This is a genomic window from Azospirillum brasilense (assembly GCF_005222205.1).
Taxonomy (GTDB): domain Bacteria; phylum Pseudomonadota; class Alphaproteobacteria; order Azospirillales; family Azospirillaceae; genus Azospirillum; species Azospirillum brasilense_G.
The window spans coordinates 1,265,951-1,289,588 of the sequence record NZ_CP032345.1; the positions used below are offsets into that span (position 1 = coordinate 1,265,951).

Below are 23,638 nucleotides of genomic sequence, written 5' to 3' on the forward strand. Positions count from 1 at the left end.
CTGTCGTCCCGATCGGCCGCTCAAACTTCCGCCCGGCGGCGGGTATCGCGAACGGATTATAGGCATACCCCAAAGACGAACAAGCCTTTACACCTTTGGTTGGCGTGTTGGTCCCGGATGATCGTCCCGCTCCGCATCCTTTCTGAATATTGAGAATCGTTATCGTTCACGCTTGACACCCCGTCCCCCGAATGGTCAAGTCGGCGCATGAGAACGCTTCGCAATTGCGGGCGCCAACAGGCAAGAATTCGGGAGTCACGAGGATGCACATCGGATCGCGCGGCGTCTTTGCCGCCACCTTCGCCGCCACGCTGCTGACCATGACGGGTCTCGCCAGCGCCGCCGAGGTGAACGTCTATTCCGCGCGCCATTACGATGTGGACAAGGACCTCTACGACGCCTTCACCAAGAAGACCGGCATCAAGATCAACGTCATCGAGGGCAAGGAAGAGGAGCTGATCGAGCGGATGAAGACCGAAGGCGGCAACAGCCCCGCCGACGTGTTCATCACCGTCGACGCCGGCCGCCTGTGGCGCGCCCAGGAGGCCGGCCTGCTCCAGCCGACCCGTTCCAAGGTCATGGAAGAGGCCATCCCGGCCCACCTGCGCGAGCCGGAAGGCCATTGGTTCGGCATTTCCAAGCGCGCCCGCATCCTGGTCTACAACAAGGCCTCGGTGAAGCCGGGCGAGATCAAGACCTACGAGGAGCTGGCCGATCCGAAGTGGAAGGACCGCGTCCTCGTCCGCTCCTCGACCAGCGTCTACAACCAGTCGCTCGTCGGCTCGCTGCTCGCCGCCCATGGCGAGAAGGCGACGGAGGATTGGGCCAAGGGCGTCGTCGCCAACATGGCGCGCAAGCCGCAGGGCGGCGACACCGACCAGATCAAGGGCGTGGCCGCCAACGAAGGCGACGTGGCCGTGACCAACACCTACTACTTCGCCCGCATCGCCTCCTCCACCAAGCCGGAAGACAAGGCCATCGCGGACAAGCTGGGCGTGATCTTCCCCAACCAGGACGGTCGCGGCACCCATGTGAACGTCTCCGGCGCCGGCGTCATGAAGAACGCGCCGAACAAGGAGCAGGCCATCCAGTTCCTGGAGTATCTGGTCAGCCCCGAGGCCCAGAAGATGTTCACGGAGAAGAACTACGAGTACCCGATCGTCGCCGGGGCCGAGACCGCGCCGGTGCTGGTCTCCTGGGGCAAGTTCAAGGAAGACCCGCTGAACGCCGCCGTCTACGGCAAGAACAACGCCGAAGCTCTGAAAATCATGGATCGCGCCGGCTGGAAGTAAGCCACCGTCCGGCGTAAAGAAAGGGCGCGTCCCAGCGGTGGAGACGCGCCCTTTTCATTTTTTGCGTTCAGAAAGTCAGAACATTCCTTCCTCGTAGTCGCGGTAGGCCTGCATCACCTCCTCGCGGCTGTTCATGACGAAGGGGCCGCCCCAGGCCACCGGCTCGCCGATCGGACGGCCGGAGAGCAGCAGGAAGCGCGCGCCGGAGGGGCCGGCGGTGATCTCCGCCCGGTCGCCCTCGCCCAGCACCAGCACCCGCGGCCCGCCCAGCCGGACCGAGCTGCCGGGCGCCACCACCGATCCCTCGAAGACCACCAGCGCCGCCGCATGGCCGGCGGGCACCGGTTCGGAGAAGGTGGCACCCGCCGGCAGATTGACGTCGAAGTAGCGGGCCTCCGTCGGGCCGCTGCGCACCGGGCCGGCGGTGCCGTTGCCGGTGGTGCCGGCGATCACCGTCACCGTGGTCCCGTCCTCCCGCGTCTCGACCGGGATACGGTCGGCGGCGAACTCCTGATAGGCGGGCTCCGACATCTTCAGCCGTCCCGGCAGGTTGATCCAGAGCTGGAAGCCCTTCATCAACCCTTCGGTCTGCTCCGGCATCTCGGAATGGATCACGCCGCGCCCGGCGGTCATCCACTGCACGCCGCCGGTCTCGATCACGCCCTCATGGCCGTGGTTGTCCCAGTGGCGCATGCGACCGGCCAGCATGTAGGTGACCGTCTCGAAACCGCGGTGCGGGTGGTCGGGGAAGCCGGCCAGATAGTCCTGCGGCGTGTCGGACCCAAAATAGTCCAGCATCAGGAAGGGGTCGAGCATGCGCAGGCGCGGCGTGCCGACCATGCGGGTCATGCGCACGCCGGCCCCGTCGGACGCCTCCATGCCTTCGACGGCGGTCAGGACGGGACGGACGGTTTCGGCGGTCATCGGACGCTCTCCTCAAGCAACATCGCTGAGAGAGAGGTATTCTTTCCAGGACGCCGGATAAAGCCCCACCGCCGCTCAACACTGTTGCGGCGGGGACAACAGCGTCATTCGTCCGTCTGGCCGGGGCGGGAGCGGCTGATGGACAGGCTGAGCAGGATCACCGGCACGATGCCGACCGCGACGATGGCCAGCGCCCCGGTGGCGGCCTCGGTCAGCCGCTCGTCGGAGGCCAGCGTGTAGACTCGCACGGCCAGCGTGTCGAAGTTGAAGGGCCGGACGATCATCGTCGCCGGCAACTCCTTCATCACGTCGACGAAGACCAGCAGGCCGGCGGTCAGCAGGCTGCCCCACATGATCGGCGCGTGCACCCGGATCAGCGTCCGCCCCGCCGTGTGGCCGAGCACGCGCGAGGCGAAATCCATTGTCGGGCGGATCTTGCCCAGGCTGGCCTCGATCGTGTTGAAGGACACCGCCAGGAAGCGCACCAGATAGGCGAACAGCACCGCCGCGATGGTGCCGCTCAGCAGCAGGCCGGTGGACACCCCGAAGGTCTGGCGCATGAAGGCGTCGACGGCGTTGTCGAGATGGGCGAAGGGAATCAGCACGCCGACCGCGATCACCGAGCCGGGAATGGCGTAGCCCATGGCGGCGACGCGCACCGCGCCCTTCAGCAGCGGCGTCGGGCGCAGCCGCTGCCCGTAGGCGAGGACCAGCGCCAGCGACACCGCCAGCACCGCGGCCAACGCCGCCAGCGTGAAGCTGTTGCGGGCCAGCGTCAGGAACACCGGCCCGAAAGCCTGATCCCCCGCGGTGACCGCCATGCGGACCAGCAGACCGGCGGGCAGCAGGAAGCCGAGCAGAAGCGGCAGCCCGCAGGCCGTCATGGCGGCCGCCGCGCGCCAGCCCTTCAGCTCATGCTTGGGCAGGCGGCGGTAACGGGTGGTGGTGTGGTGGTAGCGGGCCTGCCGGCGCGACCAGCGCTCCATCAACACCAGCACCAGGACGAACATCATCAGCACGGCGGCCAGCTGCGCCGCCGCCACCGGCTGTCCCATGGCGAACCACGTCCGGTAGATGCCGGTGACGAAGGTGTTGACCGCGAAATACTGCACCGTGCCGAAATCGGCCAGCACCTCCATCAGCACCAGCGCCAAACCGGCCACGATGCTGGGGCGGGCCAGCGGCAGCGCCACCGTGAAGAAGCTGCGCCACGGCCCGCGGCCGAGCGTACGGCTGACCTCCAGCACGCAGACGGACTGTTCCAGGAAGGCAGCGCGCGACAGCAGATAGACGTACGGGTAGAGCACCAGCGTCATCATCAGCGCGGCGCCTTCGAGCGTACGGATGTCCGGAAACCAGTAATCCCGCCGCGACCAGTGGAAAACCTCGCGCAGCGCGGTCTGCACCGGGCCGACGAACTGGAGCAGGTCGGTGTAGACGTACGCCATGACATAGGCCGGCACCGCCATCGGGAGCAGCAGCGCCCATTCCAGCGTACGGCTGCCGGGGAACCGGCACATGGTGACCAGCCAGGCGGTGCCCACCCCGATGACCAGCGTGCCCACCCCCACCCCGAAGACGAGGCGCACGGTGTTCAGCAGATACTCCGCCAGCACCGTGTCGACCAGATGCTGCCACACTCCGTCCGTCGGCACGAAGACGCGGCTCATCACCGCCAGCACCGGCAGGGCGACCAGCGCCGCGATCACCAGCGTCGCCAGCGTCCAACCGCTGAAACCGATGCGTTGCCAAAGGGAGGAATGGAAGCCGGCGGCCTGAACCGGGCCGCCCGGCGTCGGGCCGGGGGTTTGAAAGGTGTCCGTCGTCAAGGCCGGTTACGCCCATAGGGATGTGTCGAACGGGAGCCCTATGGTCTCACACTGTGCGAATAACTCGCAATGACAACATGCCGCATCCCTTTCCCGTGAGGGTATGACAGGGATGCGGCCGCCGTTTGTGGTTACTTGGTGCCGAACATGCGGTCGCCGGCGTCGCCCAGGCCGGGGACGATGTAGGCGTTCTCGTCGAGATGGCTGTCGAGCGAGGCGGTGAAGACCTTCACCCGCGGGTGGGCGGCGGCGAAGACGCGCATGCCCTCGGGCGCCGCGACCAGCGCCATGAAGCGGATGTTCTCGTCGTCCACGCCGTGGCGGTTCAGCACATCGCAGGCGTGGACGGCGGAATTGCCGGTCGCCAGCATCGGGTCCACCACGATGAACAGGCGGCCTTCCGCCTCCGGCAGCTTCACCAGATACTCGTGCGGCATCTTGGTGTCGTGGTCGCGGTAGAGGCCGATATGCCCCTCGCGCGCCGACGGCACCAGCTCGTGCAGGCCCTGGGCCATGCCGAGGCCGGCGCGCAGCACCGGCACGATGGCCAGCTTCTTGCCGGCGATGACCGGCGCGTCCATGGGCTGGAGCGGCGTGTCGATCCGCTCGGTCGTCAGGGGCAGGTCGCGGGTGATCTCATAGCCCATCAGCAGCGAAATCTCGCGCAGCAGGGTGCGGAAGCCGCCGGTGGAGCGTTCCTTGGCCCGCATCAGCGTCAGCTTGTGCTGGATCAGCGGGTGGTCGAGGATGAACAGATTGGGAAATTCGGTGTGGGTGCGCATGGATCTCGTGCCGCGGCCTGTCTAGACCCCGATCCTAACCCGGCGGACCCGCTTCGGCCAAGCCGCCCTTAAGCGATGCCGCCGGATGCGCCGCTCGGGAGACGATAATCAGCGGCGGTTGGGAAGCGCCGATCGCTCCGCCGCAACCTCCGGCTGGTCCAACCCATAGCGGACCACGCGGTTGCGGCCGCTGTTCTTCGCCTGATAGAGGGCGCGGTCGGCGCAGACCACCATCTCCTCCACCGGCAGATCCTCCCCGGCCTCGACCAGCCCGAAGGAAGCGGTGACCGCGATCCGCCGCCCGTCCGGCAGCGTCACCGGGGTCCGCGCCAGTTCGCCGCGCAGCCGCTCGATGACCCGGAAGCCCTCGGCGAGGCCGGTTTCCTTCAGGCAGATCAGGAACTCCTCCCCGCCCATGCGGAAGGCCTCGTCGAAGCTGCGGATACCCCGGCTGATGGCGGCGGCGGTGGCGGCCAGGACGCGGTCGCCGATGTCGTGGCCGTAGGTGTCGTTGATGCCCTTGAAGCGGTCGATGTCGCAGATGGCGACGCAAAAGGCCGGACCGTTGCGGCGGAAGCGGTTGTGCTCGCGCTCCAGCGCCTCCTGCATACCGCGGCGGGTGCGCAGGCCGGTCAGCGGGTCCAGCCCGCTCGCCGCCGCACCGAAGGCGCGTTCGACCCGGCGCAGATGCAGGACGAACTCCTCGAAACGGGCGATCACCCCCTCATAGTCGGCCTCGCTGGGGCTCTCGCCGTCGGCCGCCTTCAGCAGAAGCAGCTTGGCCTTGCGGTGCATCTGCTCGTGCAGGGTGACCAGCTTCTCCACGGCGGGCTGGTGGGCCAGATCGTCGGCGTTGACCGCCACGCACCACGCCGCGAAGGAGGCCGGGGCCGACACCCGCTCGCCCCCCTCCCCGCCGCGGAAGAACACGGCGCGGTGCCATTGCCCAATCCATCGCAAATGCTCGTCCAGGACGAGGCCGAGGCTGTCGGATGGCGAGCGTGTGTCGGACGAGTTGGTCATCGGGCTTGCAGGGCTTCCCTTCGGACACATCCACCGGTCGCGCCCGGGGGATGCCAACAGTATCGCACGAAGTCATAACCCGGGTCCGCAACCCGGTCGTGCGATTAAGTTGTGCCCATCCGCCAAAAGGGAAAGACCCCCGGCAACATCAAATTTTATTCAAATACCCCGCCGCGACGCGGTGTCACAGCCCGGCCACGCTGTCGAGGAAGCGGCGGATCAGCTCCGGGTCCTTGTGGCCGGGACGGTCCTCCACCCCCGACGACACGTCGAGCGCCGTGGCACCGGTGGTCCGCACGGCTTCCGCCGCGTTCTCCGGCTTCAGCCCGCCGGACAGCATCCAGGGCTTCGGCCAGCTCCGCCCGGCGAGCAGCGTCCAGTCGAAGGCGATGCCGTTGCCGCCCGGCAGCGCCGACACCTTGGCCGGCGGCTTGGCGTCGAACAGAAGCCGGTCGGCCACCTCGGCGGCCTCCAGAGCGGCGGCCAGATCCTCCGGCCCGCCGACCTTGATCGCCTTCATCACCGGGATGTTGAAGGCGGCCTTCACCTCGGCGATGCGGCGCGGCGTCTCCTTGCCGTGGAGCTGGATCAGGTCGAAGGGGACCTGGCTGACCACATGCTCCAGGAAGTCGTTTTCCGGATCGACGAACAGCCCGACCGTGCGCACGCCCGTGGGGACCAGCCGCGCCAGCTCCGCCGCCATGGACGGCGCGATGGAGCGCGGGCTCGGCGGGTAGAAGACGAAACCGACATAGCGCGCCCCGCCGGCCACGGCGGCGTGCAGCGACAGGGGCTCGGTGAGGCCACAGATCTTCACGCTAACGGGCATGGGGAAGGGTCCTTACAGTTCCGAAACGATGCGTCGGGCGGCGGCTTCGGGGTCGGCGTCGCCGGTGATCGGGCGGCCGATGACCAGATGGTCCGCCCCGGCGGCCAGCGCCTCGGCGGGGGTCATGACGCGCTTCTGGTCGTTGGCGGCGGCCCAGGCGGGGCGGATGCCCGGCACCATCAGGATGAAGTCCGGCCCGCAGGCCTCGCGGATCAGCGCCACCTCGGCGGGGGAGCACACCACACCGTCCACCCCCGACTCCTTGGCGAGCAGCGCCAGCCGCTTCACCTGATCGGCGACCGGGACGCTCTGCCCGACGGCCTGGAGGTCGGCGGCGTCCATGCTGGTCAGCACGGTGACGGCGAGGATCTTCGGACGGTCGGCGCCCGCGCTCGCCGCGGCGTCCGCCGCCGCGCGCATCATCGCCGGGCCGCCGGAGGTGTGGATGGTCAGGAAGGCGGGCTTCAGCGGCAGCGCCGCCCGGATTCCGCCCGCCACCGTGTTGGGGATGTCGTGCAGCTTGAGGTCGAGGAACAGCGGCGGGCCGTCTTCGCCGATCACCGCGCGGATGCCCGCCGGGCCGTGGGCGATGAAGAACTCCAGCCCCAGCTTGATCCCGCCGACCACCCCAGCGATCCGCCGGCCGAGGTCGCGGGCGGTGTCGAGGTCGGTCGTGTCGACGGCGCAGAAGATGCGCGAGGCGGGCGCGATGCTGGGCGTGCTCATGGAAAAACGGCTCTCCGAACCCTGGAAGGTGGTGATGGCGCGCAGCCTAACAAGGGCCGGCGGCAATCACCAGACTTCCGGGGCACGAAGTCGCCTTATCCCTCCCGCAGGCAACCCCACGGGAGGGTCGTGGGCCGCCTGAGGTCAGATCTTCCGGTCCGGGTCGCGGTCAAGTCCACGGTCCACCGGTCGGTCGCCGGGCATACGGTCGCGGTCCGAAGGAAGATCGGCCGGACGGTCGGCGCCGGTGCCGCGGGCGTCGTCGATCTCCACCTCGGTCCGGCGGACCGTGTCGGACACCGTCTGCGCGCGCTCCTCGGCCTCCTTGCGGATCACCACCTCCTCCCGGATCCGCGCGGTCTTTTCGACCACCGCTTCCTCGTCCGTCTCGCTCACTTCGATGGTGCGCTCCTGGAAGGCTTCGGGGGGCAGGTCGCTGACGGGTCGATCCACCGGGCGGCGTTCGACCGTCACCTTTTCATCGCGCAGGCGGACCTGTTCCTCCACCGGTGTCTCGGTCATGTAGCTGCGGACGCGGACGGACCCGCGTTCCACCTCCCGCTTGCCGACGTTCAGCTGTTCCTCGACCACGGGAATGCGCTGCTCCTCGCCCGATCCAACCGCGCCGGCATGGCGGGTGGTTTCGGTGCTGCGGGCCGTGTCGGTTTCGACCCGTCCCACCGTGCCTTCGGTGTTGACGTCACGCAGGGACGCCGCGGCGGCGCCCAAGCCGGAGCTGTAGCGCGTGCGCTCCTCGGTGGCCTGGGTGTGGTCGTAATCCGTGGCGGAGGCGTCGTAGCCGGTCCAGCCGGTCTCCCGATAACTCCGACCGCGGTCGGCGATGTCCACCGGGCCATGCTGCTCGATGATGGCCAAGGCCTCGTCGCATTGCGCGTCCTCGACGCGGCCGACCAGAAGAACGCCGCCGCGGCGTATGCCCTCCGCGAAAATCTCCGCGTCGTCCCGCGTCACTCCCATGCGAGTCAGCATCGACAGGCGCTTGTCGCGGGCGTTGAAGTTCAGGTCCTCCCCGAAATCGGCGGCGTGGCGCCAGCTTTCCAGCCGGCCCTCGGTGCCGGTTCCCAGATTGGCGCTGTCGGCGCCCATCATGGTGAAGTCCTGGCGCAGGTTCCGGGCCTGCAGCTCGCCAAGCACGCGTTCGGCGCTGGACAGATCGTCATACAGCGCGACGATGGTTTTCCTGTTCATCAGCCTACTCCTGTGGAGGCAATGTTTCGGACCGCTGCGCGTCGGCGCGCGCCGCGTCGTCCCTGGTGACGACAGCGTCTTCGGAGCGCAACGTCTCGGTGACGCGCTCGGTGCGCCGGGTCGTCTGTTTGCGAATGTGCAGTTCTTCTTTGAGGACCAGCCGTTTCGTCACGACCAGTTCTTCTTCGAGGATCGGAACGATCAGCACATCGCCCTCGTACCGCGGCTCCGGCGCGGCATCGACCGGGCGACCCACCGGAACGCGAAGGACCTCCACCGCCTCGCTGGAGAGATCCTGTTCCACGGCTTCCTCACGCTCGCGGACGACCGTGGTGATCCGCAAGCGGCCGGTTTCGACCGTGTGCTTTCCGACAGACAGGGTTTCCTCGTAAAGAGGGACGGCTTCCTCGGAGACGGCCCGCTCCGGCGGTGCGCGTTCCTGTGGCATGGCCGCCGCCTCGGCGCTCAGAGGAAGATGAACAGGGCGACGAGGATCACCAGCACGACGAGCGCGATGACCCACCAGTTCATCCCGGTCGAGCCAGCCGGCGCCGTCCGGTTCCCGTCCGTGTCATAGACACCCACTTTCCGCGGTTCATCGGCCATGGGGCTTACTCCCTGTCTGTGTGGATTGGGGCGGTTTGCCTTGGTTGCCCATTTCCAACAGGAGGGACACGGCGCCGTTCCGTGCGTCCGGTCAGCGCCCCGCGGCCCAGAGGGATAGGCCGGCTGCCCGTGCCGGATCGCCGATGGCGGCGGCCAGCGCCTCGCCCAGCGCCGGGGCGAACTTGAAGCCGTGGCCGGAGCAGGCGCTCATCAGCCAGCAGCGGGCGGACAGCGGCTCGACCACGAAGCGCTCGTCGTCGGTCACCGTGTAGAAGCAGGTCGCCGCGTTGGCGAGGCTGTAGCGGTGGCCGTCCGCCAGCACCCGGCGGGCGCGGTCCAGCACGTCGCGCGCCTCATCCGGATCGGGATCGCGGTCGGTGTCCGGGTCGCCGGCGCGCGAGAAGCGGTGGTCGCCCGCCTTCATCGTCGTGCCGGCCACCGGGGGCACGACATAAACCCCGCTCTCCCCGTCCGCGTCGATCAGCATCGGCGCCTTGGCCCAGACGCGGCGCAGGCCCTCCGGCGGCATCAGATAGGCCACGACCTGCCGCGACGGGGTCAGGCGCGCCGCCGTCTCCGGCAGCAGCTTGGTCACCCAGGCCCCGGCGGCGACCACCAGCGCGTCGGCGCCGATGGTCCGGCGGTCGGCGAGCGTCACGGTGGCGCGCTCCGCGTCGATGGCCGTCACGGGGGCACGCGCATGAACCGTCACCCCCAGCGCGTTCAGATGGTGGCTGAGCAGCTCCACGATGCGCCCGGCGAGCAGCACGCCGCCCGACTCCAGATGCAGACCCTCGGCCACGGCGTTGGCGTCGACCAGAGGGAACTCCGCAGCGATCTCCGCCGGGGTCAGGCGGCGGAAGGGATGGGCCAGCGACTCCAGCACATCAGCGCTGTCGGCCAGCCAGCGCCGCCCGTCCTCCGCCGAGGCGGTGCAGAGCGTGCCGCTGGGGACCAGCAGCCGCTCGCCCAGGTCGGCCCACAGCCGCTCCCACGCCTGGAAGGCGGTGTCGGCCATGCGGGCGTAGCCGGCGCTGGCGCCGTAGGCGTGGCGGAACAGCCGGTGCTGGTCGACGGAGCTGCCGAAGGGGTTGGGCACCTGGCCCTGGTCGAAGACCGCGACCTCGTGCCCGGCGCGGGCCAGCGCCCAGGCGGTGCACAGCCCCATGATGCCGGCGCCGACGACGGTGATGCGGAGAGTCATGATGGGAAAACGCCTCAGCGGATCGTGTCGTTGTGGATCACCATCTCCACCGCCAGCTGGGCGGCGCAGAGGTCTTCCAGCGCGGTGCCGACCGACTTGAACAGGGTGATCTGGTCGTAGAAGCGGCGCCCGGCGCGCTGGCCGCGGGTGAGATCGTAGAGGTCGCCGGCGATGTCCGCGTCGGTCAGGATGCCGGCCCTCATCGGCTGGACGATGTCCCCCGCCTCCGTGCAGGCCCCCTCGCGGGTGTCCACGAAGACGCGGGAGCGGCGGATGCAGTCGTCGTCGGCCTCGCGCATCTCCGGGGTGAAGCCGCCGACGAGGTCGAGATGGGCGCCCGGCTGAAGCCATTCGCCACGGATCAGCGGCTCCTTCGCCAGCGTGGCGCAGGAGATCACCTGGGCGCCGCGCACCGCCCCTTCCAGGTCGGCCGTGGCCTCGATGCGGAATTTCGGGCGGTGGAAGCGGCTGGCCACCTTCTTCGCCTTCTCGAGGCTGCGGCCCCAGACCAGCACATGCTTGATCGGCAGGACGGTGGAGAAGGCCTCGATCAGCTCGGGCGCCAGCGCCCCGGTGCCGACCATCAGCAGCCGCTCCGAGTCGGGCCGCGCAAGGTAGGAGGCGGCGAGGGCGGAGGCCGCGGCGGTGCGCCGCTTGGTCAGGGCGGTGCCGTCCAGAACCGCCTGGGGCATTCCCGTCTTGCCGTCCATCAGCAGGTAGAGGCCCTGCACCGCCGGCAGATCCTTCGCCCCGTTGTCGGGGAAGACGGTGACCACCTTGACGCCGATGGACTGGTTGACCTGCCAGGCCGGCATCAGCAGCAGCGTGCCGTCGCTCTGGCCGTAGGTCTCGACCGTGTGGTGGTGCCGCATCGGCACCTCGACCCCGGCGCGGAAGGTGTGCCGCATGCGCTCGATCAGCATGCGGAAGTGCAGGACGGATTTCAGCTCGGCTCCGGTGACGGTGCGCATCGGCGGCTCCCTCCACAGGTCCGGCAAAGCGGAACCCCCCTTCCGCCCCCCGGCCGGACGGGAGGCCGAAGGGGTTACCGGCGGGCGGTCAGTGGACCGTGGTCGCCGGCAGGGCGGCGCCGGACCCGGTCACCGCGGGCAGGCCGGCGGTGCCGGACAGCGGGCGGTTCATCTCGGCCAGACGCTTCTCCGCGGCGGCGGCGCGGGCCTGCGTCTCCTTCAGCTCGCGCTCCAGATAGGACACGCGGTCGGTCGAGCGGCGGGCGCGGCGGCGATGGCGGCGCTGGGCGTTCCAGGCGACAACGCCCCCGGCCAGGAAGCCGATCACCAGCGCCACCAGCGTGGCGAGGTAGACCGGCACCTCCAGCGTGAAGGGCAGCGGCCAGAGCGACAGCGTGACCAGGCCACGGTTGGAGATGGCGAACAGCACCGCGGCCAGCGCGATGGGAACGGCGATGATGAGGGCGATGAAACGCACGGGTGTGGTCCTCGTATCCATGATCGGGTGTCCGTGGTCTGGCGGGGCAACGCCGGGTCCGGGCCGATGATTCAGTGACGGGCTGTCAATGAACGGACATCATTCGTCGGTGTTCAAGCGCTCGCGCAACTGTTTTCCGGTCTTGAAGAAGGGGATCGCCTTCTCGCCCACCTCGACGGCCTCGCCCGTGCGCGGGTTGCGGCCGGTGCGGGCGTCGCGGCGCTTGACGGAGAAGGCGCCGAACCCGCGCAGCTCCACCCGGTCGCCGCGGGCGAGCGCTTCGGAGATCTCGTCGAAGATGGTGCCGACGATCTTTTCGATGTCGCGCTGGTACAGATGCGGATTGCGCTCCGCGAGCCGTTGAATCAGCTCCGATTTGGTCATGGCGATTCCGTTTCCCCCGGTTCGAGCGCCCTTGCACCGCGCTCCTTGACCTGCGCGCAAGCGTGCCACCGGGCCCTGAGACCGTCAAGCTAAGCCTTTCTGGCGGAACCCTTTTCCCGGCGACGCTTCGGCTTGCGCGGGCGGTGCCGGGAAAAAGGACTGAAATGTGATTAATCCGTCTTACGGATTGCCTTAGAGCACACCATTTCCGATGAGATGGTTGGCAACGGTCCCGGTCGCCGGACCCGGTTGGAGGTTCGCCATGACACACGCCCATCACACCGGCCCCTCCGACCCGCTGGCCGGCCTGCCCTACGCGGACCGCGTCCGCACCGTCACCACCGCCCAGGCGCTGGGCTGGCTGCGGGCGGGCTGGGCGGACCTGCGCGCGTCGGGCTGGGTCAGCCTCGCCTACGGCGCCCTGTTCGTCGCCATCGGATTCGCGCTGACCGGTGGGTTGGTCCTGGCCGGGATGGCCTATCTGATCGCGCCGATGATCGGCGCCTTCCTGCTGATCGCCCCGCTCCTGGCGCTCGGACTCTATCGGATTTCCAAGGACGTTGAGGAAGGGCGCCGGCCCAGCCTGTGGCGGGCGCTGACCGCGTGGCGGGCCAACCCCTACCACATCCTGACCGCCGGCCTGATCCTGATGCTCTATGTGATGATCTGGGCGCGGATGAACGTGGTGGCCTTCGCCCTGTTCTTCCCGCACGAGGCCATCGCGCTCGACCATTTCGTGGCGCAAATGTTCAGCCTCGACGGGCTGATCTTCACCGCCTTCATCACGGCGCTGGGCTTCGCCTTCGCCGCCTTCGCCTTCATCACCAACGTCACCGCCCTGCCGATGATGATGGACCGCCCGGTGGACGTCTTCGCCGCGGCGCTGGCCTCGGCCATGGCGGTGCTGCGCAACCCGCGCGTCATGGCTCTGTGGGCCGGGCTGATCGTTCTGGTGACCGGCGCCGGGCTGCTGACCGGCTTCCTCGGGCTGATCGTCGCCCTGCCCCTGGTCGGGCATGCGAGCTGGCACGCCTACCGCGACCTCATCAAGGAGGACGAGGAGGGGTGAGAGCGGTTTGAAAAAGGAAAAAGCCGCCGCGGGGTGACCGCGGCGGCTTTTTCTTTGGCGTAGGTGCGGGAGACGGGCCCCCTCCCCGACCCTCCCCCGCTTTCGCAGGGGAGGGGGAGAGAAATGCCTTACTCGTCGTTCTGCTGCTTGCGCTTCAGAGCCGCACCCAGGATGTCGCCCAGCGAGGCGCCCGAGTCGGACGAACCGTACTCGGCCATCGCCTGCTTCTCCTCCTCCATCTCGCGGGCCTTGATGGACAGCGAGATGCGGCGGGAGCCGCGGTCGATCTGGGTCACCTTCGCGTCGACCTTCTCGCCGACGGCGAAGCGGTCCGGACGCTGCTCCGAACGGTCGCGGGACAGGTCCGACTTGCGGATGAAGCCGGTGTAGCCCTCGCCGACCGTGACCTCGATGCCACCGTCGGTGACCTGGGTGACGGTGCAGGTGACGACCTCGTTCTTCTTCAGGCCGGCCGTGGCAGCCTCGAACGGATCGTTCGCGAGCTGCTTGATGCCGAGGGAGATGCGCTCCTTCTCGACGTCGACGTCCAGGACCTTGACCTTGACGCGGTCGCCCTTCTTGTACTCGGCGATGGCCTCCTCACCCGACTTGTTCCAGTCGAGGTCGGACATGTGGACCATGCCGTCGATGTCGCCCGGCAGACCGACGAACAGACCGAACTCGGTGATGTTCTTGACCTCGCCTTCCAGCTCCGTGCCCGGGCCGAACTTGTCGAGGAAGGTCTCCCACGGGTTGTCCAGGCACTGCTTGAGGCCCAGGCTGATGCGGCGCTTCTGCGGATCGACGTCCAGGACCATGACCTCGACTTCCTGCGAAGTCGACACGATCTTGCCCGGATGGACGTTCTTCTTCGTCCAGGACATCTCCGAGACGTGCACCAGGCCCTCGATCCCCGGCTCCAGCTCCACGAAGGCGCCGTAGTCGGTGATGTTGGTGACGCGACCCTTGAACCGCGAGCTGACCGGGTACTTGGCTTCCACGCCTTCCCACGGATCGGCTTCCAGCTGCTTCATGCCGAGGCTGATGCGCTGGGTCTCCGGGTTGAAGCGGATGACCTGGACCGTGACGGTCTGGCCGATCTGCAGGGCCTCGGACGGGTGGTTGATGCGGCGCCACGCGATGTCGGTGACGTGCAGCAGGCCGTCGACGCCACCCAGATCCACGAACGCGCCGTAGTCGGTGATGTTCTTGACCACACCCTGCAGAACCTGGCCTTCCTTGAGGTTGGCCACCAGCTCCGAACGGGCCTCGGCGCGGCTCTCTTCGAGCACGGCGCGACGCGACACGACGATGTTGCCGCGCGAGCGGTCCATCTTCAGGATCTGGAACGGCTGCGGGGTGCCCAGCAGCGGGGAGATGTCGCGGACCGGACGGATGTCCACCTGCGAACCCGGCAGGAACGCCACGGCGCCCGACAGGTCGACGGTGAAACCGCCCTTGACGCGGCCGAAGATGACGCCGGTGACGCGGGTCTGGTCCTGGAAGGACTTCTCCAGCAGCGCCCAGGCCTCTTCGCGCTTGGCCTTCTCACGCGACAGAACGGCTTCGCCGTTCTTGTCTTCCATGCGCTCCAGATACACCTCGACGGTGTCGCCCGCCTTCAGCTCGGGCGGCTGGCCGGCAACGGCGAATTCCTTCAGCGCGACGCGGCCTTCCGACTTCAGGCCGACGTCGATGGTGACCATGTCGTTCTCGACGGAGACGACGCGGCCCTTGACGACCGAGCCTTCGAGGGACTCGGCCGTGCCGAGCGACTCCTCGAGCAGAGCCGCAAAGCTTTCCTTCTCGCCGGTCCGGGCCATAGCTTGTGCCATTGAAACTCCTAAGGTTGGCCGAAAGCGATCCCGCCATGGTCCGTCCCGCGGCAAAACGGGCCGGCCCCCGATGGGACCACCGCGCCGGGCACCACGCCCGGCGACTTGGTTGACATATGTTCCTTTGGAGGGCCGAAGCGCCCGGACCCTGATGCTCAGACCTTGGGGCCGAAACCGGTTTTCGTTCCGATAAAGGCGGTCGCCGCTGCGAACGCCTGGTCGGCGTCGAGGGCGGAGGTATCAAGCACAAAAGCGTCGGCAGCCGGCAGGAGCGGTGCTACCGTCCTCTGGCTGTCGCGCGCGTCACGGGCCTTCATGTCCTCCAGGACGTCGGACGGTATAGCCGGAATCCCGCGTTCCCGCAACTCCTTGAGTCGCCGATCGGCCCGCACCTCCACCGAAGCGGTAACGAACAGCTTGGCATCAGCGTTCGGGCATACGACCGTTCCGACATCCCGCCCGTCCAGCACCGCCCCCGGCGCGCCGCCGGGCGGGGTTGCGGCGAACTGCCGCTGGAAATCGAGCAGGGCGGCCCGCACCGCCGGCACCGCCGCGACCTTGGAGGCCGCCTGCGCCGCCTCGTCGCTGCGCAGGGCCGGGTCGTTCAGGATGCCGTCGTCCGGCCGCAGCGCGCGGGCGGCCTGTGCCGCGGCCTCCGCGTCCGCCGGGTCGCCGCCGGCGCGCAGGACGCTGACGCCGACCGCGCGGTAGAGCGCCCCGGTGTCGAGATGCGCGAAGCCGTAGACTTGGGCGACCCGCTTGGACAGCGTGCCCTTGCCAGCCGCCGCAGGGCCGTCGATGGCGATCACCAGACCCATCGCCTCAAACCCCCGCGATCTTGGCGCCGACGCCGTTCATCAGGGCGACGAAGCCGGGGAAGCTGGTGTCGATGAAGGCGCCGTCGTCCACCTGCACCGGCTCGGCTGTGGCCATGCCCAGCACCAGGAAGCTCATGGCGATGCGGTGGTCCATGGCGGTGGCGACGGTGGCGCCGCCCTGCGGCGGCTTGCCGGTGCCGTAGACGGTCAGGCTGTCGTCGGCCCCGACCTCCACCTTCACGCCGCACTTGGTCAGTCCGTCGGCGACCATGGCGAGGCGGTCGCTCTCCTTCACGCGCAGCTCCTTGAGGCCGAGCATGACGGTGGTGCCCTCCGCGCAGGCGGCGGCGGCGGCGAGGATCGGGTACTCGTCGATCATGCTGGGCGCGCGGTCCGCCGGGACGACGATGCCCTTCAGCGGGCCGTGTTTCACCCGCAGGTCGGCCACCGGCTCGCCCGCCTCGTCGCGGCGGTTCTCGAAGGCGATGTTCGCGCCCATCTCGATCAGCGTGTCGTAGAGGCCGGTGCGGCGCGGGTTCATGCCGACGCCAGGAAGCAGCAGTTCCGAGCCGGGGCGCAGCAGCGCCGCGACCGCCGGGAAGGCGGCGGAGCTGGGGTCGGCCGGCACGACGATCTCGCGCCCGGTCAGCTCCGGCTGGCCGACGACGGACACGGCGAGCGCACCGTCCTCCATCCGCTCGGTCGTCACGGTGGCGCCGAAATGGCGCAGCATCAGCTCGGTGTGGTCGCGGGTCGGCTCCGCCTCGATCACGGTGGTGGTGCCGGCGGTGTTCAGACCGCAGAGGATGATCGCCGACTTCACCTGGGCGGAGGCCACCGGCAGGCGGTAGGTGATCGGCACGGTGCGGTCGCTGCCGACCACGGCCAGCGGCAGCCGTCCGCCGGAGCGTCCGACGAAGCGCGCCCCCATCTGCTCCAGCGGGCCGGTCACGCGGGCCATCGGCCGCTTGTTCAGCGAGGCGTCGCCGGTGAAGACGCAGGTGATCGGGTGCGACGCGACGAGGCCCATCAGCAGGCGCGCCGCCGTGCCGCTGTTGCCCATGTCGAGCACCTGCGCCGGTTCGCCCAGACCGCCCAGACCGACGCCGCGCACGCGCCACACGCCGTCCCCGCCGCGCTCCGCCTGGGCGCCGAGCAGACGCATGGCGGCGGCGGTGTTCAGCACGTCCTCCCCTTCCAGCAGGCCGTGGATGACGGTTTCGCCCACCGCAACGGCACCCAGCATCAGCGACCGGTGCGAAATCGACTTGTCGCCCGGCACGCGGATGGTGCCGGCCAGCGCGCCGGTGGAGGATGAGCGAAGCGGCTTCGCCTGCAGCATGGGAGGGCTCCCCAGACAAGAATGTGACCAGGGCGGAGTACCTAGCACAGCGGGCAGGGCGATGCGAGCGATGCGCGGCTCCCGCAGGGCGATTGGCTGAAAGCCGCGCGCAGGCAATGCGGGCAAGAATCGACACGGATTTCACGGATTGAAACCGGATTTCCCGGAACCGGGCGGCTGGGCGCGGCGCAGCGTCCCGTGATCGGCGAATATCCGTGAAATCCGTGCCTCGATCCGTGAAATCCGTGTCGAGCTTGTCTGTCAAAGCCGCGACCGAACCGTCCGAACGTGCCCCTGACCGCTCCCGCGATCAGTCGCCGACCGCCACCCCCTCGCGCCGGGTGTCGGCGCCGCCGGACAACCCCGGACCGGTCACCACGATGGCCTGGGTGCCGGAGGTCAGCTCCATCGCCTTGACCGTGTGCCCCCGCGCCTCCAGGGCCGCGATCCATCCCTCCGCCTCGGTGCCCTGCTCCAGCTCGGTCGGGCCGTTGCGGCTGCCGAAATTGGGGGCGTCAACCGCCGCCTGCGGGTCGAGGCCCCAGTCCAGCAGCGCGACCAGCGTCTTGCCCACGTAATTGATGATGTTGCTGCCGCCCGGCGACCCCACCGAGGCCACCAGGGCACCGTCGCGGAAGACCAGCGTCGGCGCCATCGAACTGCGCGGCCGTTTGCCCGGCTCCACCCGGTTGGCGACCGGCTTGCCGTCCTCCACGGGGGTGAAGGCGAAGTCGGTCAGCTCGTTGTTCAGCAGGAAGCCCCGCACCATCAGGCGGGACCCGAAGCCGTCCTCGATGGTGGTGGTCATGGCGACGGCGTTGCCCGCCCCGTCCACCACGGAGATGTGGCTGGTGCCGTGTTCCTCGGCCTCGGCGAACCCCCAGGCGCGGCCTTGGCGGAAGGGCGGCTCGCCCGCCTGCGCCTTGCCCATCGACCGCTCGCCGACCAGGGCGGCGCGGCTCGCCAGATAGCCGCGGTCGAGCAGCCCCTTCACCGGCACCGCCACGAAATCCGGGTCGGCGAGATAGAGCCCGCGGTCGGCGAAGGCGAGTCGCCCGGCCTCCGACATCCAGTGCGCCGCCAGCGCCGGATCGCCGCGGGTGGCCGCCATGTCTCGGCCTTCCAGGACGGCCAGCATCTGCAGCACCGCGACCCCGCCGGAGCTGGGCGGCCCCATGCCGCACAGGGTGAAGACACGGTAGGAACCGCAGACGGGCTCCCGCTCCTTCACCCGGTAGGCCTTCAGGTCGGCCTCGGTCATGTCGCCGGGGTTGGTGGGGTGGCCGGTCACCGCCTTGACGAGGTCGGCGGCGATCGGCCCCTCGTAGAAGGCGGCGGAGCCTTTCTCCGCGATGGCGCGCAGGGTCGCCGCGAACTCCGGGTTCTTCAGCACATGGCCGACCGGCCAGGGCGTGCCGTCCGGCTGGTAGAAATAGGCGCGCGCCGTGGGGTTGGCCGGCAGATGCTTTTCCATCGCCAGCTGGCCGTTCAGCCGCGGGCTGACCGTGAAGCCGTCCTCGGCCAGCGCGATGGCGCGCTCGAACAGCCGGGGCCAGGGCAGTTTGCCGTGTGCGCGGTGGGCGTGCTCCAGCAGCATCACCGTGCCCGGCACCCCGACGGACCGCCCGCCGACCACCGCGTCGTAGAAGGGCATCGGCTTGCCGTCTGCCCCCAGGAAGCGCTCCGGAGTCGCCGCGGCCGGCGCCGTCTCGCGCCCGTCGAGGGACGTCACCGCCTTCGTTGCGGCGTCGTAATGGACCAGGAAGGCGCCGCCCCCGACGCCGGAGCTTTGCGGCTCCACCAGATTGAGGACGAGCTGCACGGCGATGGCCGCGTCCACCGCGCTGCCCCCCGCCCGCAGGATCTCCCGCCCGGCCTCCGCCGCCAGCGGATTCGCGGCGGCCACCATGTACCGCGTGGCGGTGTCGACGTTGCGGCTGCCGCGCCCGGTCGCGCGCTCCGGCGCCACGTCTCCGGCGGCGGAAGGCGCCGTGGAGGGTGACGTCTGGGCCAGGGCCTCCAGCGGCAGCGCCGCCAGCAGGCCGGCGGACAGCAACGCCCGCCAGCGGCGGGACGGCAGGATCGGCATCGGCTTCCTCCCCCATTCTCATGGTATCCTGGTCGGCGGCCCGGAGGACCACCGCAGGGTGAAGTTTGGCACCGGCCGCCGGCCCCGCCAGCTTGCCGGCGACATTCAGCGAACTTTTTTTTGACAAGCGCCCGCTGGCGTGGCAAAGGGCGCGGCTTGTAATTCCCGAATTGGGCATTTCCTAGGAACGTGACGGAGGACGAGGCGTGGCCAAACCCGAATGGGGCGTCAAGCGCATCTGCCCGAGCTGTGGCGCGCGCTATTACGATCTGCGCAAGGACCCGCCGGTGTGCCCGAGCTGCGGAGCGCAGTTCGATCCCGAGGCGTTGCTGAAGTCCCGCAAGGCGCGCCCGGCGCCGGTCGACGACGTCAAGAAGGCCCCGGTGGTCTCCTCGGAGGACGAGGACGTCGAGACCGAGACCGAGGACGAGGAGTCGACGGAACTCGACGAGGTCGAGGACGATGTGTCCGTCGACGACATCGAGGAAACCGACGAGACGCCCGAGGACGAGGACGACGTCCTGATCGAGGACACCTCGGAACTGGGCGAGGACGACATGGACGAGGTCGTCGATGTCGAAGGCGAGGACGAGGAGGAGCGCTGATCGCGTCCCCCCTTGAAAGACGGGGGCGGGTGAGCGGAAAAAAGCGGGGCGGGGCTGAATTTTTCTCTTGCATCGGACCCCCGTCCTGACCAATATCCCGCTCCACCGAGGCAGGCCGCAAGGCTCGCCGCCCAGAGTTTCGGGGCCATAGCTCAGCTGGGAGAGCGCTACAATGGCATTGTAGAGGTCAGGAGTTCGATCCTCCTTGGCTCCACCAAACACCCGAAGGGCCCGCGCAGAACCGCGCGGGCCCTTCGGCGTTTCAGGTTCTTTTTCTGCCCGCTCTTTCCAGCGCCACCGTCTTGACAGGCGTCAAGGAAGGCTCTTTGGTCGGGCGGCACCGTCGGCTTCCGCCGATCCCCCTTCCCTCCCGCTTCGGACACGCCATGGCCGACATCCTGATCGCCAACACCCTGACGGGCGACACCACCCTGGGCGCGCTGAACGCCGTCGATCCCGACGCCGTGGGCCGGCTGGCGCAGATCCACCCGGTCTTCAACCCCGGCGTCGGCGTGCCGGACAGCGCCAGCCTGGGCGATCTCGCAAAGGCCACCGGCATCCCGCTGGACGTGCTGCTGGCCACGGCGCGCGGCGCCATCCACGTCACCGCCCCGGCCGGCGGCTGCGGCTGCGGAAGCGGCGGCTGCGGCACCCCCAGGCACTGAGCATTTCCCCCTCCCATTCGCGGCGCCGGACCCCACCTGTTGGTGGCACCCACCATTGGGACCAGGCTTCGGAAACGGGAGGACAAGCATGACGACGGCCCCAACATCGACCGAGTCTCCGGACGGCTGGCTGGAAACGGTGGTCGTTCCGCGCACCAGCGACATCGGCGGGTTCGAGGTGCGGCGCGCCCTGCCCTCCGTCCGCAAGCGGATGGTCGGGCCGTTCGTCTTCCTCGACCAGATGGGGCCGGCGATCCTGAAGGCCGGGGCGGGCATCGACGTGCGCCCCCACCCGCACATCGGGCTGGCCACCGTCACCTACCTGTTCGACGGCGAGATCCTGCACCGCGACAGCCTGGGCACCGTGCTGCCGATCCGTCCGGGGGCGGTGAACTGGATGACCGCCGGGCGCGGCATCGCCCATTCCGAACGCTCCGCCACCGACGAGCGCGGCCGCGACCGGCTGCTGTCGGGCATCCAGTCCTGGGTCGCCCTGCCCAAGACCCACGAGGAGACCGACCCCGCCTTCGTCCATCTCGGCGCCGACGAGCTGCCGGTGGTGGAGGGCGAAGGCAAGCGGCTGCGCGTCGTCGCGGGCGAGGCGTACGGTGTACGTTCGCCCATGAACACGCTGTGGGACACGCTGTACGTCGATGCCTCGCTGGACGCCGGAGCCCGCCTGCCCATCGACCGCGAAACGGAGGAGCGGGCGCTCTACATCGCCGACGGCACCGTCACCATCCACGGCGACCGCTTCGAGTCCGGACGGCTTCTGGTGCTGCGCCCCGGCGACGCGGTGACGGTGGAAGCGGAGACCGCCGCCCGCCTGATTCTGCTGGGCGGCGCCGTGATGGACGGCCCGCGCCACATCTGGTGGAACTTCGTCTCCAGCCGCCAGGACCGCATCGAACAGGCCAAGGCCGAATGGAAGGCTGGCCGGTTCGACGCCGTTCCCGGCGAGACGGAGTTCATTCCGCTTCCGGAACGGTGAAGCCGAGCGCCGTCAGCCTCTCCCGCACCGCCGGATCGGCCAGCGCCGCCAGGAAGCGCCGGACCGCCGGCCTTTCCCGGCGGTCGTTGGGGATCACGAAGTCATAATGCTCCGCCTGCAGGGGCAGGAAACCCAGCCCGTAGAGGGTGGCGACGCTGTCGATGGCAACGCCCCAGTCGGCGCGGCCCTGGGCCACCGCCACCGCCACGGCGTTGTGCGACTTGGCCTGCGACCAGTAGCCGGTGGGACGCGCCGCCCCGAGCAGCCGGTCGGTCAGGATGCGGGTGCCGCTGCCGGCGTTGCGGTTGACCAGAATGCAGTCAGGGTCCTGCGCCGCCGCCAGACCGGCCTCCTCGGCCGTTCTGCCTTCGAAACGAACATCGCCCTTGCGGAAGACGATGCCCTGAAGACGGCGGTAGCCGGTCACGAGGCCGAGCGCCGGGGTCAGGAAGGGGCGGTTGTACTCGCCGCTCTTCGGGTCCATCAGGTGGATGGCCGCCACGTCGCATTCACCCCGCCGGGCGGCGGCGAGGCCGCCCATCGAGCCGACGTTCAGCGCCTTGACCGTCAGCCCCTCCCCGACCAGCCGGCCGGTGATCGCGTCCAGCCCGACGCAATGGCTGCCGATCACGATCAGGTCGGCGGGGCGGGTGTCGCGCCCGATGCGCTGGACCGACACCGGGGTGCCGGCCTCCACCGCCTCCGCCTGCGGGTCGATGGCGATGAAGCCGTCCGCCGCGCTGAAGGCGGTCACCGCGCCGGAGCCCTTGGACAGCGGATAGGCCGCCAGCGCCCCGTCGCCCGCGCGCACCAGCGAGACCATCACATATTCGGTCCGGCCCCGTTCCGATCCCAGCCGCATCGGCACCGTCGCGTCCACGCTCTCCTTCGCCGCGGGCGGCAGGCCGGCCAGCGCGCGCAACACCGGGGCGACGAACTCGTGGAAGGTGAACATGGCGGAGGTCGGGAAGCCGGGCAGGATCACCACCGGCTTGCCCTTCGTTACGGCCAGGCACAGAGGCTTGCCGGGCTTCAGCGCGACGCCGTGCGCAACGATGCCGGGGTCGGTCAGGCGGCTGACGATGCGGTGGGACAGGTCGCCCGCCCCCTTCGACGTGCCGCCCGACAGCAGCAGCGCGTCGCAGGCCAGACCCTGTTCGATCAGCGGGGCCAGCTCCGCCTCGTCGTCGCGGGCGATGCCCAGCCGGACCGGCTCCCCGCCCAGCTCCTCCACCGCGGCGGCCAGGATGGCGGCGTTCGAATCATAGACGGCGCCGGGCCGGATCGGCTCGCCCGGCGCGACGATCTCGTCGCCGGTGGACAGGATCGCCACGCGGGGGCGGCGGACCACCGACACCTCGGACCGCCCGATGGCCGCCAGAACGCCGATTTCGCGGGAGGTCAGCACCTGCCCGCGCCGCATCACCGTCTCGCCGCGCCCGATGTCCGACCCGGCGGCGGCGACGAAGGCGCCGGGCACCACCGGCTTGCGGACCTCCACGAGGAGGGCGCCTCCCTCCTCCCGGGACTCGGTGTGCTCGACCATCACCACGGCGTCGGCGCCGCGCGGCAGCATGCCGCCGGTGGCGAGCACCGTGGCCGTGCCGGGGGCGACGGTCAGCGCCGGAACGCGCCCGGCCGACAGCACCTCGTCGTTCAGGCGCAGCACGACCGGCGTGTCCTCGCCCGCCCCCAGCGTGTCGGCGGCGCGCACCGCGAAGCCGTCCACCGAGGAGCGGTCGAAGCCCGGAACATCGACCTCCGCCACCACGTCGGCGGCCAGCACGCGGCCCAGCGCGGCGCCCAGCGGCACCGTCTCCGCCCCCTTCGGCGTCAGGTCGAGATGGCGGCGGAACCGCGCCTCGGCCTCGTCGCGGCCGACCACCTCGAGAAACTGCTCCTGCCGGGCCGCCTGGGCGACAAAACGCCGGATGTCCTGGTTGGACACGCCCTTCCCCCCTTACTCG

23 protein-coding genes and 1 tRNA gene are annotated in these 23,638 nt (G+C 69.5%); 6 read left to right on the forward strand and 18 right to left on the reverse strand.

From position 1 onward, the window contains the following. Nucleotides 1-263: 263 nt before the first annotated feature. Entirely contained in the window at nucleotides 264-1,292 is a 1,029-nt protein-coding gene (locus D3869_RS06230) for a Fe(3+) ABC transporter substrate-binding protein (RefSeq protein ID WP_137139352.1), read from the forward strand. A 75-nt stretch (nucleotides 1,293-1,367) separates the two neighbouring features. On the opposite strand, the gene D3869_RS06235 is transcribed toward D3869_RS06230, so the two are convergent. The 13 genes from D3869_RS06235 to ihfB form a co-directional block, all read right to left on the reverse strand. Then, nucleotides 1,368-2,216 carry a pirin family protein gene (locus tag D3869_RS06235; RefSeq protein WP_137139353.1) on the reverse strand — a complete coding sequence of 283 codons (849 nt, stop codon included), beginning with the start codon at nucleotides 2,214-2,216 and terminating at the stop codon, nucleotides 1,368-1,370. A gap of 104 nt (nucleotides 2,217-2,320) precedes the next feature. After that, on the reverse strand, nucleotides 2,321-4,045 hold the full coding sequence (locus D3869_RS06240; protein ID WP_137139354.1) for an ABC transporter permease: 1,725 nt from the start codon (nucleotides 4,043-4,045) through the stop codon (nucleotides 2,321-2,323). Between the two features lie 131 nt (nucleotides 4,046-4,176). Then, complete coding sequence (gene upp, locus D3869_RS06245; RefSeq protein WP_014239248.1) at nucleotides 4,177-4,827, reverse strand: uracil phosphoribosyltransferase; 651 nt, start codon at nucleotides 4,825-4,827, stop codon at nucleotides 4,177-4,179. A 108-nt stretch (nucleotides 4,828-4,935) separates the two neighbouring features. Then, entirely contained in the window at nucleotides 4,936-5,850 is a 915-nt protein-coding gene (locus D3869_RS06250; RefSeq protein WP_137139355.1) for a diguanylate cyclase, read from the reverse strand. A 184-nt stretch (nucleotides 5,851-6,034) separates the two neighbouring features. Further along, complete coding sequence (locus D3869_RS06255; protein WP_109138558.1) at nucleotides 6,035-6,679, reverse strand: phosphoribosylanthranilate isomerase; 645 nt, start codon at nucleotides 6,677-6,679, stop codon at nucleotides 6,035-6,037. A gap of 12 nt (nucleotides 6,680-6,691) precedes the next feature. Continuing rightward, complete coding sequence (gene pyrF, locus D3869_RS06260) at nucleotides 6,692-7,405, reverse strand: orotidine-5'-phosphate decarboxylase (protein WP_137139356.1); 714 nt, start codon at nucleotides 7,403-7,405, stop codon at nucleotides 6,692-6,694. Between the two features lie 144 nt (nucleotides 7,406-7,549). Next, nucleotides 7,550-8,614, reverse strand: a complete 1,065-nt coding sequence (locus D3869_RS06265) for a YsnF/AvaK domain-containing protein (RefSeq protein ID WP_247895742.1) — start codon at nucleotides 8,612-8,614, stop codon at nucleotides 7,550-7,552. Nucleotides 8,615-8,618: 4 nt separating this feature from the next. Then, a complete protein-coding gene (locus D3869_RS06270) occupies nucleotides 8,619-9,062 on the reverse strand; it encodes a YsnF/AvaK domain-containing protein (RefSeq protein WP_137139357.1) in 444 nt (147 codons plus the stop codon). 17 nt (nucleotides 9,063-9,079) lie between these two features. Next, nucleotides 9,080-9,220: a hypothetical protein gene (locus tag D3869_RS33000; protein ID WP_175426405.1), complete on the reverse strand. Its 141-nt coding sequence runs from the start codon at nucleotides 9,218-9,220 to the stop codon at nucleotides 9,080-9,082. A 91-nt stretch (nucleotides 9,221-9,311) separates the two neighbouring features. Beyond that, nucleotides 9,312-10,424: an NAD(P)/FAD-dependent oxidoreductase gene (locus D3869_RS06275; RefSeq protein ID WP_137139358.1), complete on the reverse strand. Its 1,113-nt coding sequence runs from the start codon at nucleotides 10,422-10,424 to the stop codon at nucleotides 9,312-9,314. A gap of 14 nt (nucleotides 10,425-10,438) precedes the next feature. After that, entirely contained in the window at nucleotides 10,439-11,395 is a 957-nt protein-coding gene (locus D3869_RS06280; protein WP_137139359.1) for an ornithine cyclodeaminase family protein, read from the reverse strand. A gap of 88 nt (nucleotides 11,396-11,483) precedes the next feature. Further along, complete coding sequence (locus D3869_RS06285; protein ID WP_114859077.1) at nucleotides 11,484-11,873, reverse strand: lipopolysaccharide assembly protein LapA domain-containing protein; 390 nt, start codon at nucleotides 11,871-11,873, stop codon at nucleotides 11,484-11,486. A 99-nt stretch (nucleotides 11,874-11,972) separates the two neighbouring features. Further along, nucleotides 11,973-12,257 carry an integration host factor subunit beta gene (ihfB, locus tag D3869_RS06290; protein WP_014239239.1) on the reverse strand — a complete coding sequence of 95 codons (285 nt, stop codon included), beginning with the start codon at nucleotides 12,255-12,257 and terminating at the stop codon, nucleotides 11,973-11,975. Nucleotides 12,258-12,519: 262 nt separating this feature from the next. Here ihfB and D3869_RS06295 point away from each other — a divergent pair, with 262 nt between their 5' ends. Next, a complete protein-coding gene (locus D3869_RS06295; RefSeq protein ID WP_137139360.1) occupies nucleotides 12,520-13,326 on the forward strand; it encodes a DUF2189 domain-containing protein in 807 nt (268 codons plus the stop codon). Between the two features lie 128 nt (nucleotides 13,327-13,454). Here D3869_RS06295 and rpsA read toward each other — a convergent pair whose 3' ends face one another. The 4 genes from rpsA to ggt form a co-directional block, all read right to left on the reverse strand. Next, a complete protein-coding gene (gene rpsA / locus D3869_RS06300) occupies nucleotides 13,455-15,161 on the reverse strand; it encodes a 30S ribosomal protein S1 (RefSeq protein WP_038525887.1) in 1,707 nt (568 codons plus the stop codon). A gap of 155 nt (nucleotides 15,162-15,316) precedes the next feature. Then, entirely contained in the window at nucleotides 15,317-15,979 is a 663-nt protein-coding gene (gene cmk, locus D3869_RS06305) for a (d)CMP kinase (protein ID WP_137139361.1), read from the reverse strand. Nucleotides 15,980-15,983: 4 nt separating this feature from the next. Next, nucleotides 15,984-17,321 carry a 3-phosphoshikimate 1-carboxyvinyltransferase gene (gene aroA / locus D3869_RS06310; RefSeq protein ID WP_137139362.1) on the reverse strand — a complete coding sequence of 446 codons (1,338 nt, stop codon included), beginning with the start codon at nucleotides 17,319-17,321 and terminating at the stop codon, nucleotides 15,984-15,986. Nucleotides 17,322-17,631: 310 nt separating this feature from the next. After that, on the reverse strand, nucleotides 17,632-19,410 hold the full coding sequence (gene ggt / locus D3869_RS06315) for a gamma-glutamyltransferase (RefSeq protein WP_137139363.1): 1,779 nt from the start codon (nucleotides 19,408-19,410) through the stop codon (nucleotides 17,632-17,634). A 206-nt stretch (nucleotides 19,411-19,616) separates the two neighbouring features. On the opposite strand from ggt, the gene D3869_RS06320 reads away from it, so the two are divergent. From D3869_RS06320 to D3869_RS06335, 4 genes are all read left to right on the forward strand, one after another. Continuing rightward, nucleotides 19,617-20,015, forward strand: coding sequence for a TIGR02300 family protein (locus D3869_RS06320; protein WP_137139364.1), 399 nt, complete (start codon nucleotides 19,617-19,619; stop codon nucleotides 20,013-20,015). 141 nt (nucleotides 20,016-20,156) lie between these two features. Further along, nucleotides 20,157-20,232 (forward strand) — tRNA-Ala (locus tag D3869_RS06325). Between the two features lie 169 nt (nucleotides 20,233-20,401). Then, nucleotides 20,402-20,680, forward strand: coding sequence for a hypothetical protein (locus tag D3869_RS06330; protein WP_109070683.1), 279 nt, complete (start codon nucleotides 20,402-20,404; stop codon nucleotides 20,678-20,680). 88 nt (nucleotides 20,681-20,768) lie between these two features. After that, entirely contained in the window at nucleotides 20,769-21,671 is a 903-nt protein-coding gene (locus D3869_RS06335; protein ID WP_014239231.1) for a pirin family protein, read from the forward strand. On the opposite strand, the gene D3869_RS06340 is transcribed toward D3869_RS06335, so the two are convergent. Continuing rightward, entirely contained in the window at nucleotides 21,649-23,619 is a 1,971-nt protein-coding gene (locus tag D3869_RS06340; protein WP_137139365.1) for a molybdopterin biosynthesis protein, read from the reverse strand. The genes D3869_RS06335 and D3869_RS06340 overlap by 23 nt on opposite strands. Between the last annotated feature and the right edge of the window lie 19 nt (nucleotides 23,620-23,638).

Coding starts and splice junctions, on each gene's coding strand:
- D3869_RS06230 (WP_137139352.1), top strand. CDS start 264: ATGCACATCGGATCGCGCGGCGTCTTTGCCGCCACCTTCGCCGCCACG.
- D3869_RS06235 (WP_137139353.1), bottom strand. CDS start 2,216: ATGACCGCCGAAACCGTCCGTCCCGTCCTGACCGCCGTCGAAGGCATG.
- upp (WP_014239248.1), bottom strand. CDS start 4,827: ATGCGCACCCACACCGAATTTCCCAATCTGTTCATCCTCGACCACCCG.
- D3869_RS06250 (WP_137139355.1), bottom strand. CDS start 5,850: ATGACCAACTCGTCCGACACACGCTCGCCATCCGACAGCCTCGGCCTC.
- D3869_RS06255 (WP_109138558.1), bottom strand. CDS start 6,679: ATGCCCGTTAGCGTGAAGATCTGTGGCCTCACCGAGCCCCTGTCGCTG.
- pyrF (WP_137139356.1), bottom strand. CDS start 7,405: ATGAGCACGCCCAGCATCGCGCCCGCCTCGCGCATCTTCTGCGCCGTC.
- D3869_RS06265 (WP_247895742.1), bottom strand. CDS start 8,614: ATGAACAGGAAAACCATCGTCGCGCTGTATGACGATCTGTCCAGCGCC.
- D3869_RS06270 (WP_137139357.1), bottom strand. CDS start 9,062: ATGCCACAGGAACGCGCACCGCCGGAGCGGGCCGTCTCCGAGGAAGCC.
- D3869_RS33000 (WP_175426405.1), bottom strand. CDS start 9,220: ATGGCCGATGAACCGCGGAAAGTGGGTGTCTATGACACGGACGGGAAC.
- D3869_RS06275 (WP_137139358.1), bottom strand. CDS start 10,424: ATGACTCTCCGCATCACCGTCGTCGGCGCCGGCATCATGGGGCTGTGC.
- D3869_RS06280 (WP_137139359.1), bottom strand. CDS start 11,395: ATGCGCACCGTCACCGGAGCCGAGCTGAAATCCGTCCTGCACTTCCGC.
- ihfB (WP_014239239.1), bottom strand. CDS start 12,257: ATGACCAAATCGGAGCTGATTCAACGGCTCGCGGAGCGCAATCCGCAT.
- D3869_RS06295 (WP_137139360.1), top strand. CDS start 12,520: ATGACACACGCCCATCACACCGGCCCCTCCGACCCGCTGGCCGGCCTG.
- rpsA (WP_038525887.1), bottom strand. CDS start 15,161: ATGGCACAAGCTATGGCCCGGACCGGCGAGAAGGAAAGCTTTGCGGCT.
- cmk (WP_137139361.1), bottom strand. CDS start 15,979: ATGGGTCTGGTGATCGCCATCGACGGCCCTGCGGCGGCTGGCAAGGGC.
- aroA (WP_137139362.1), bottom strand. CDS start 17,321: ATGCTGCAGGCGAAGCCGCTTCGCTCATCCTCCACCGGCGCGCTGGCC.
- ggt (WP_137139363.1), bottom strand. CDS start 19,410: ATGCCGATCCTGCCGTCCCGCCGCTGGCGGGCGTTGCTGTCCGCCGGC.
- D3869_RS06330 (WP_109070683.1), top strand. CDS start 20,402: ATGGCCGACATCCTGATCGCCAACACCCTGACGGGCGACACCACCCTG.
- D3869_RS06335 (WP_014239231.1), top strand. CDS start 20,769: ATGACGACGGCCCCAACATCGACCGAGTCTCCGGACGGCTGGCTGGAA.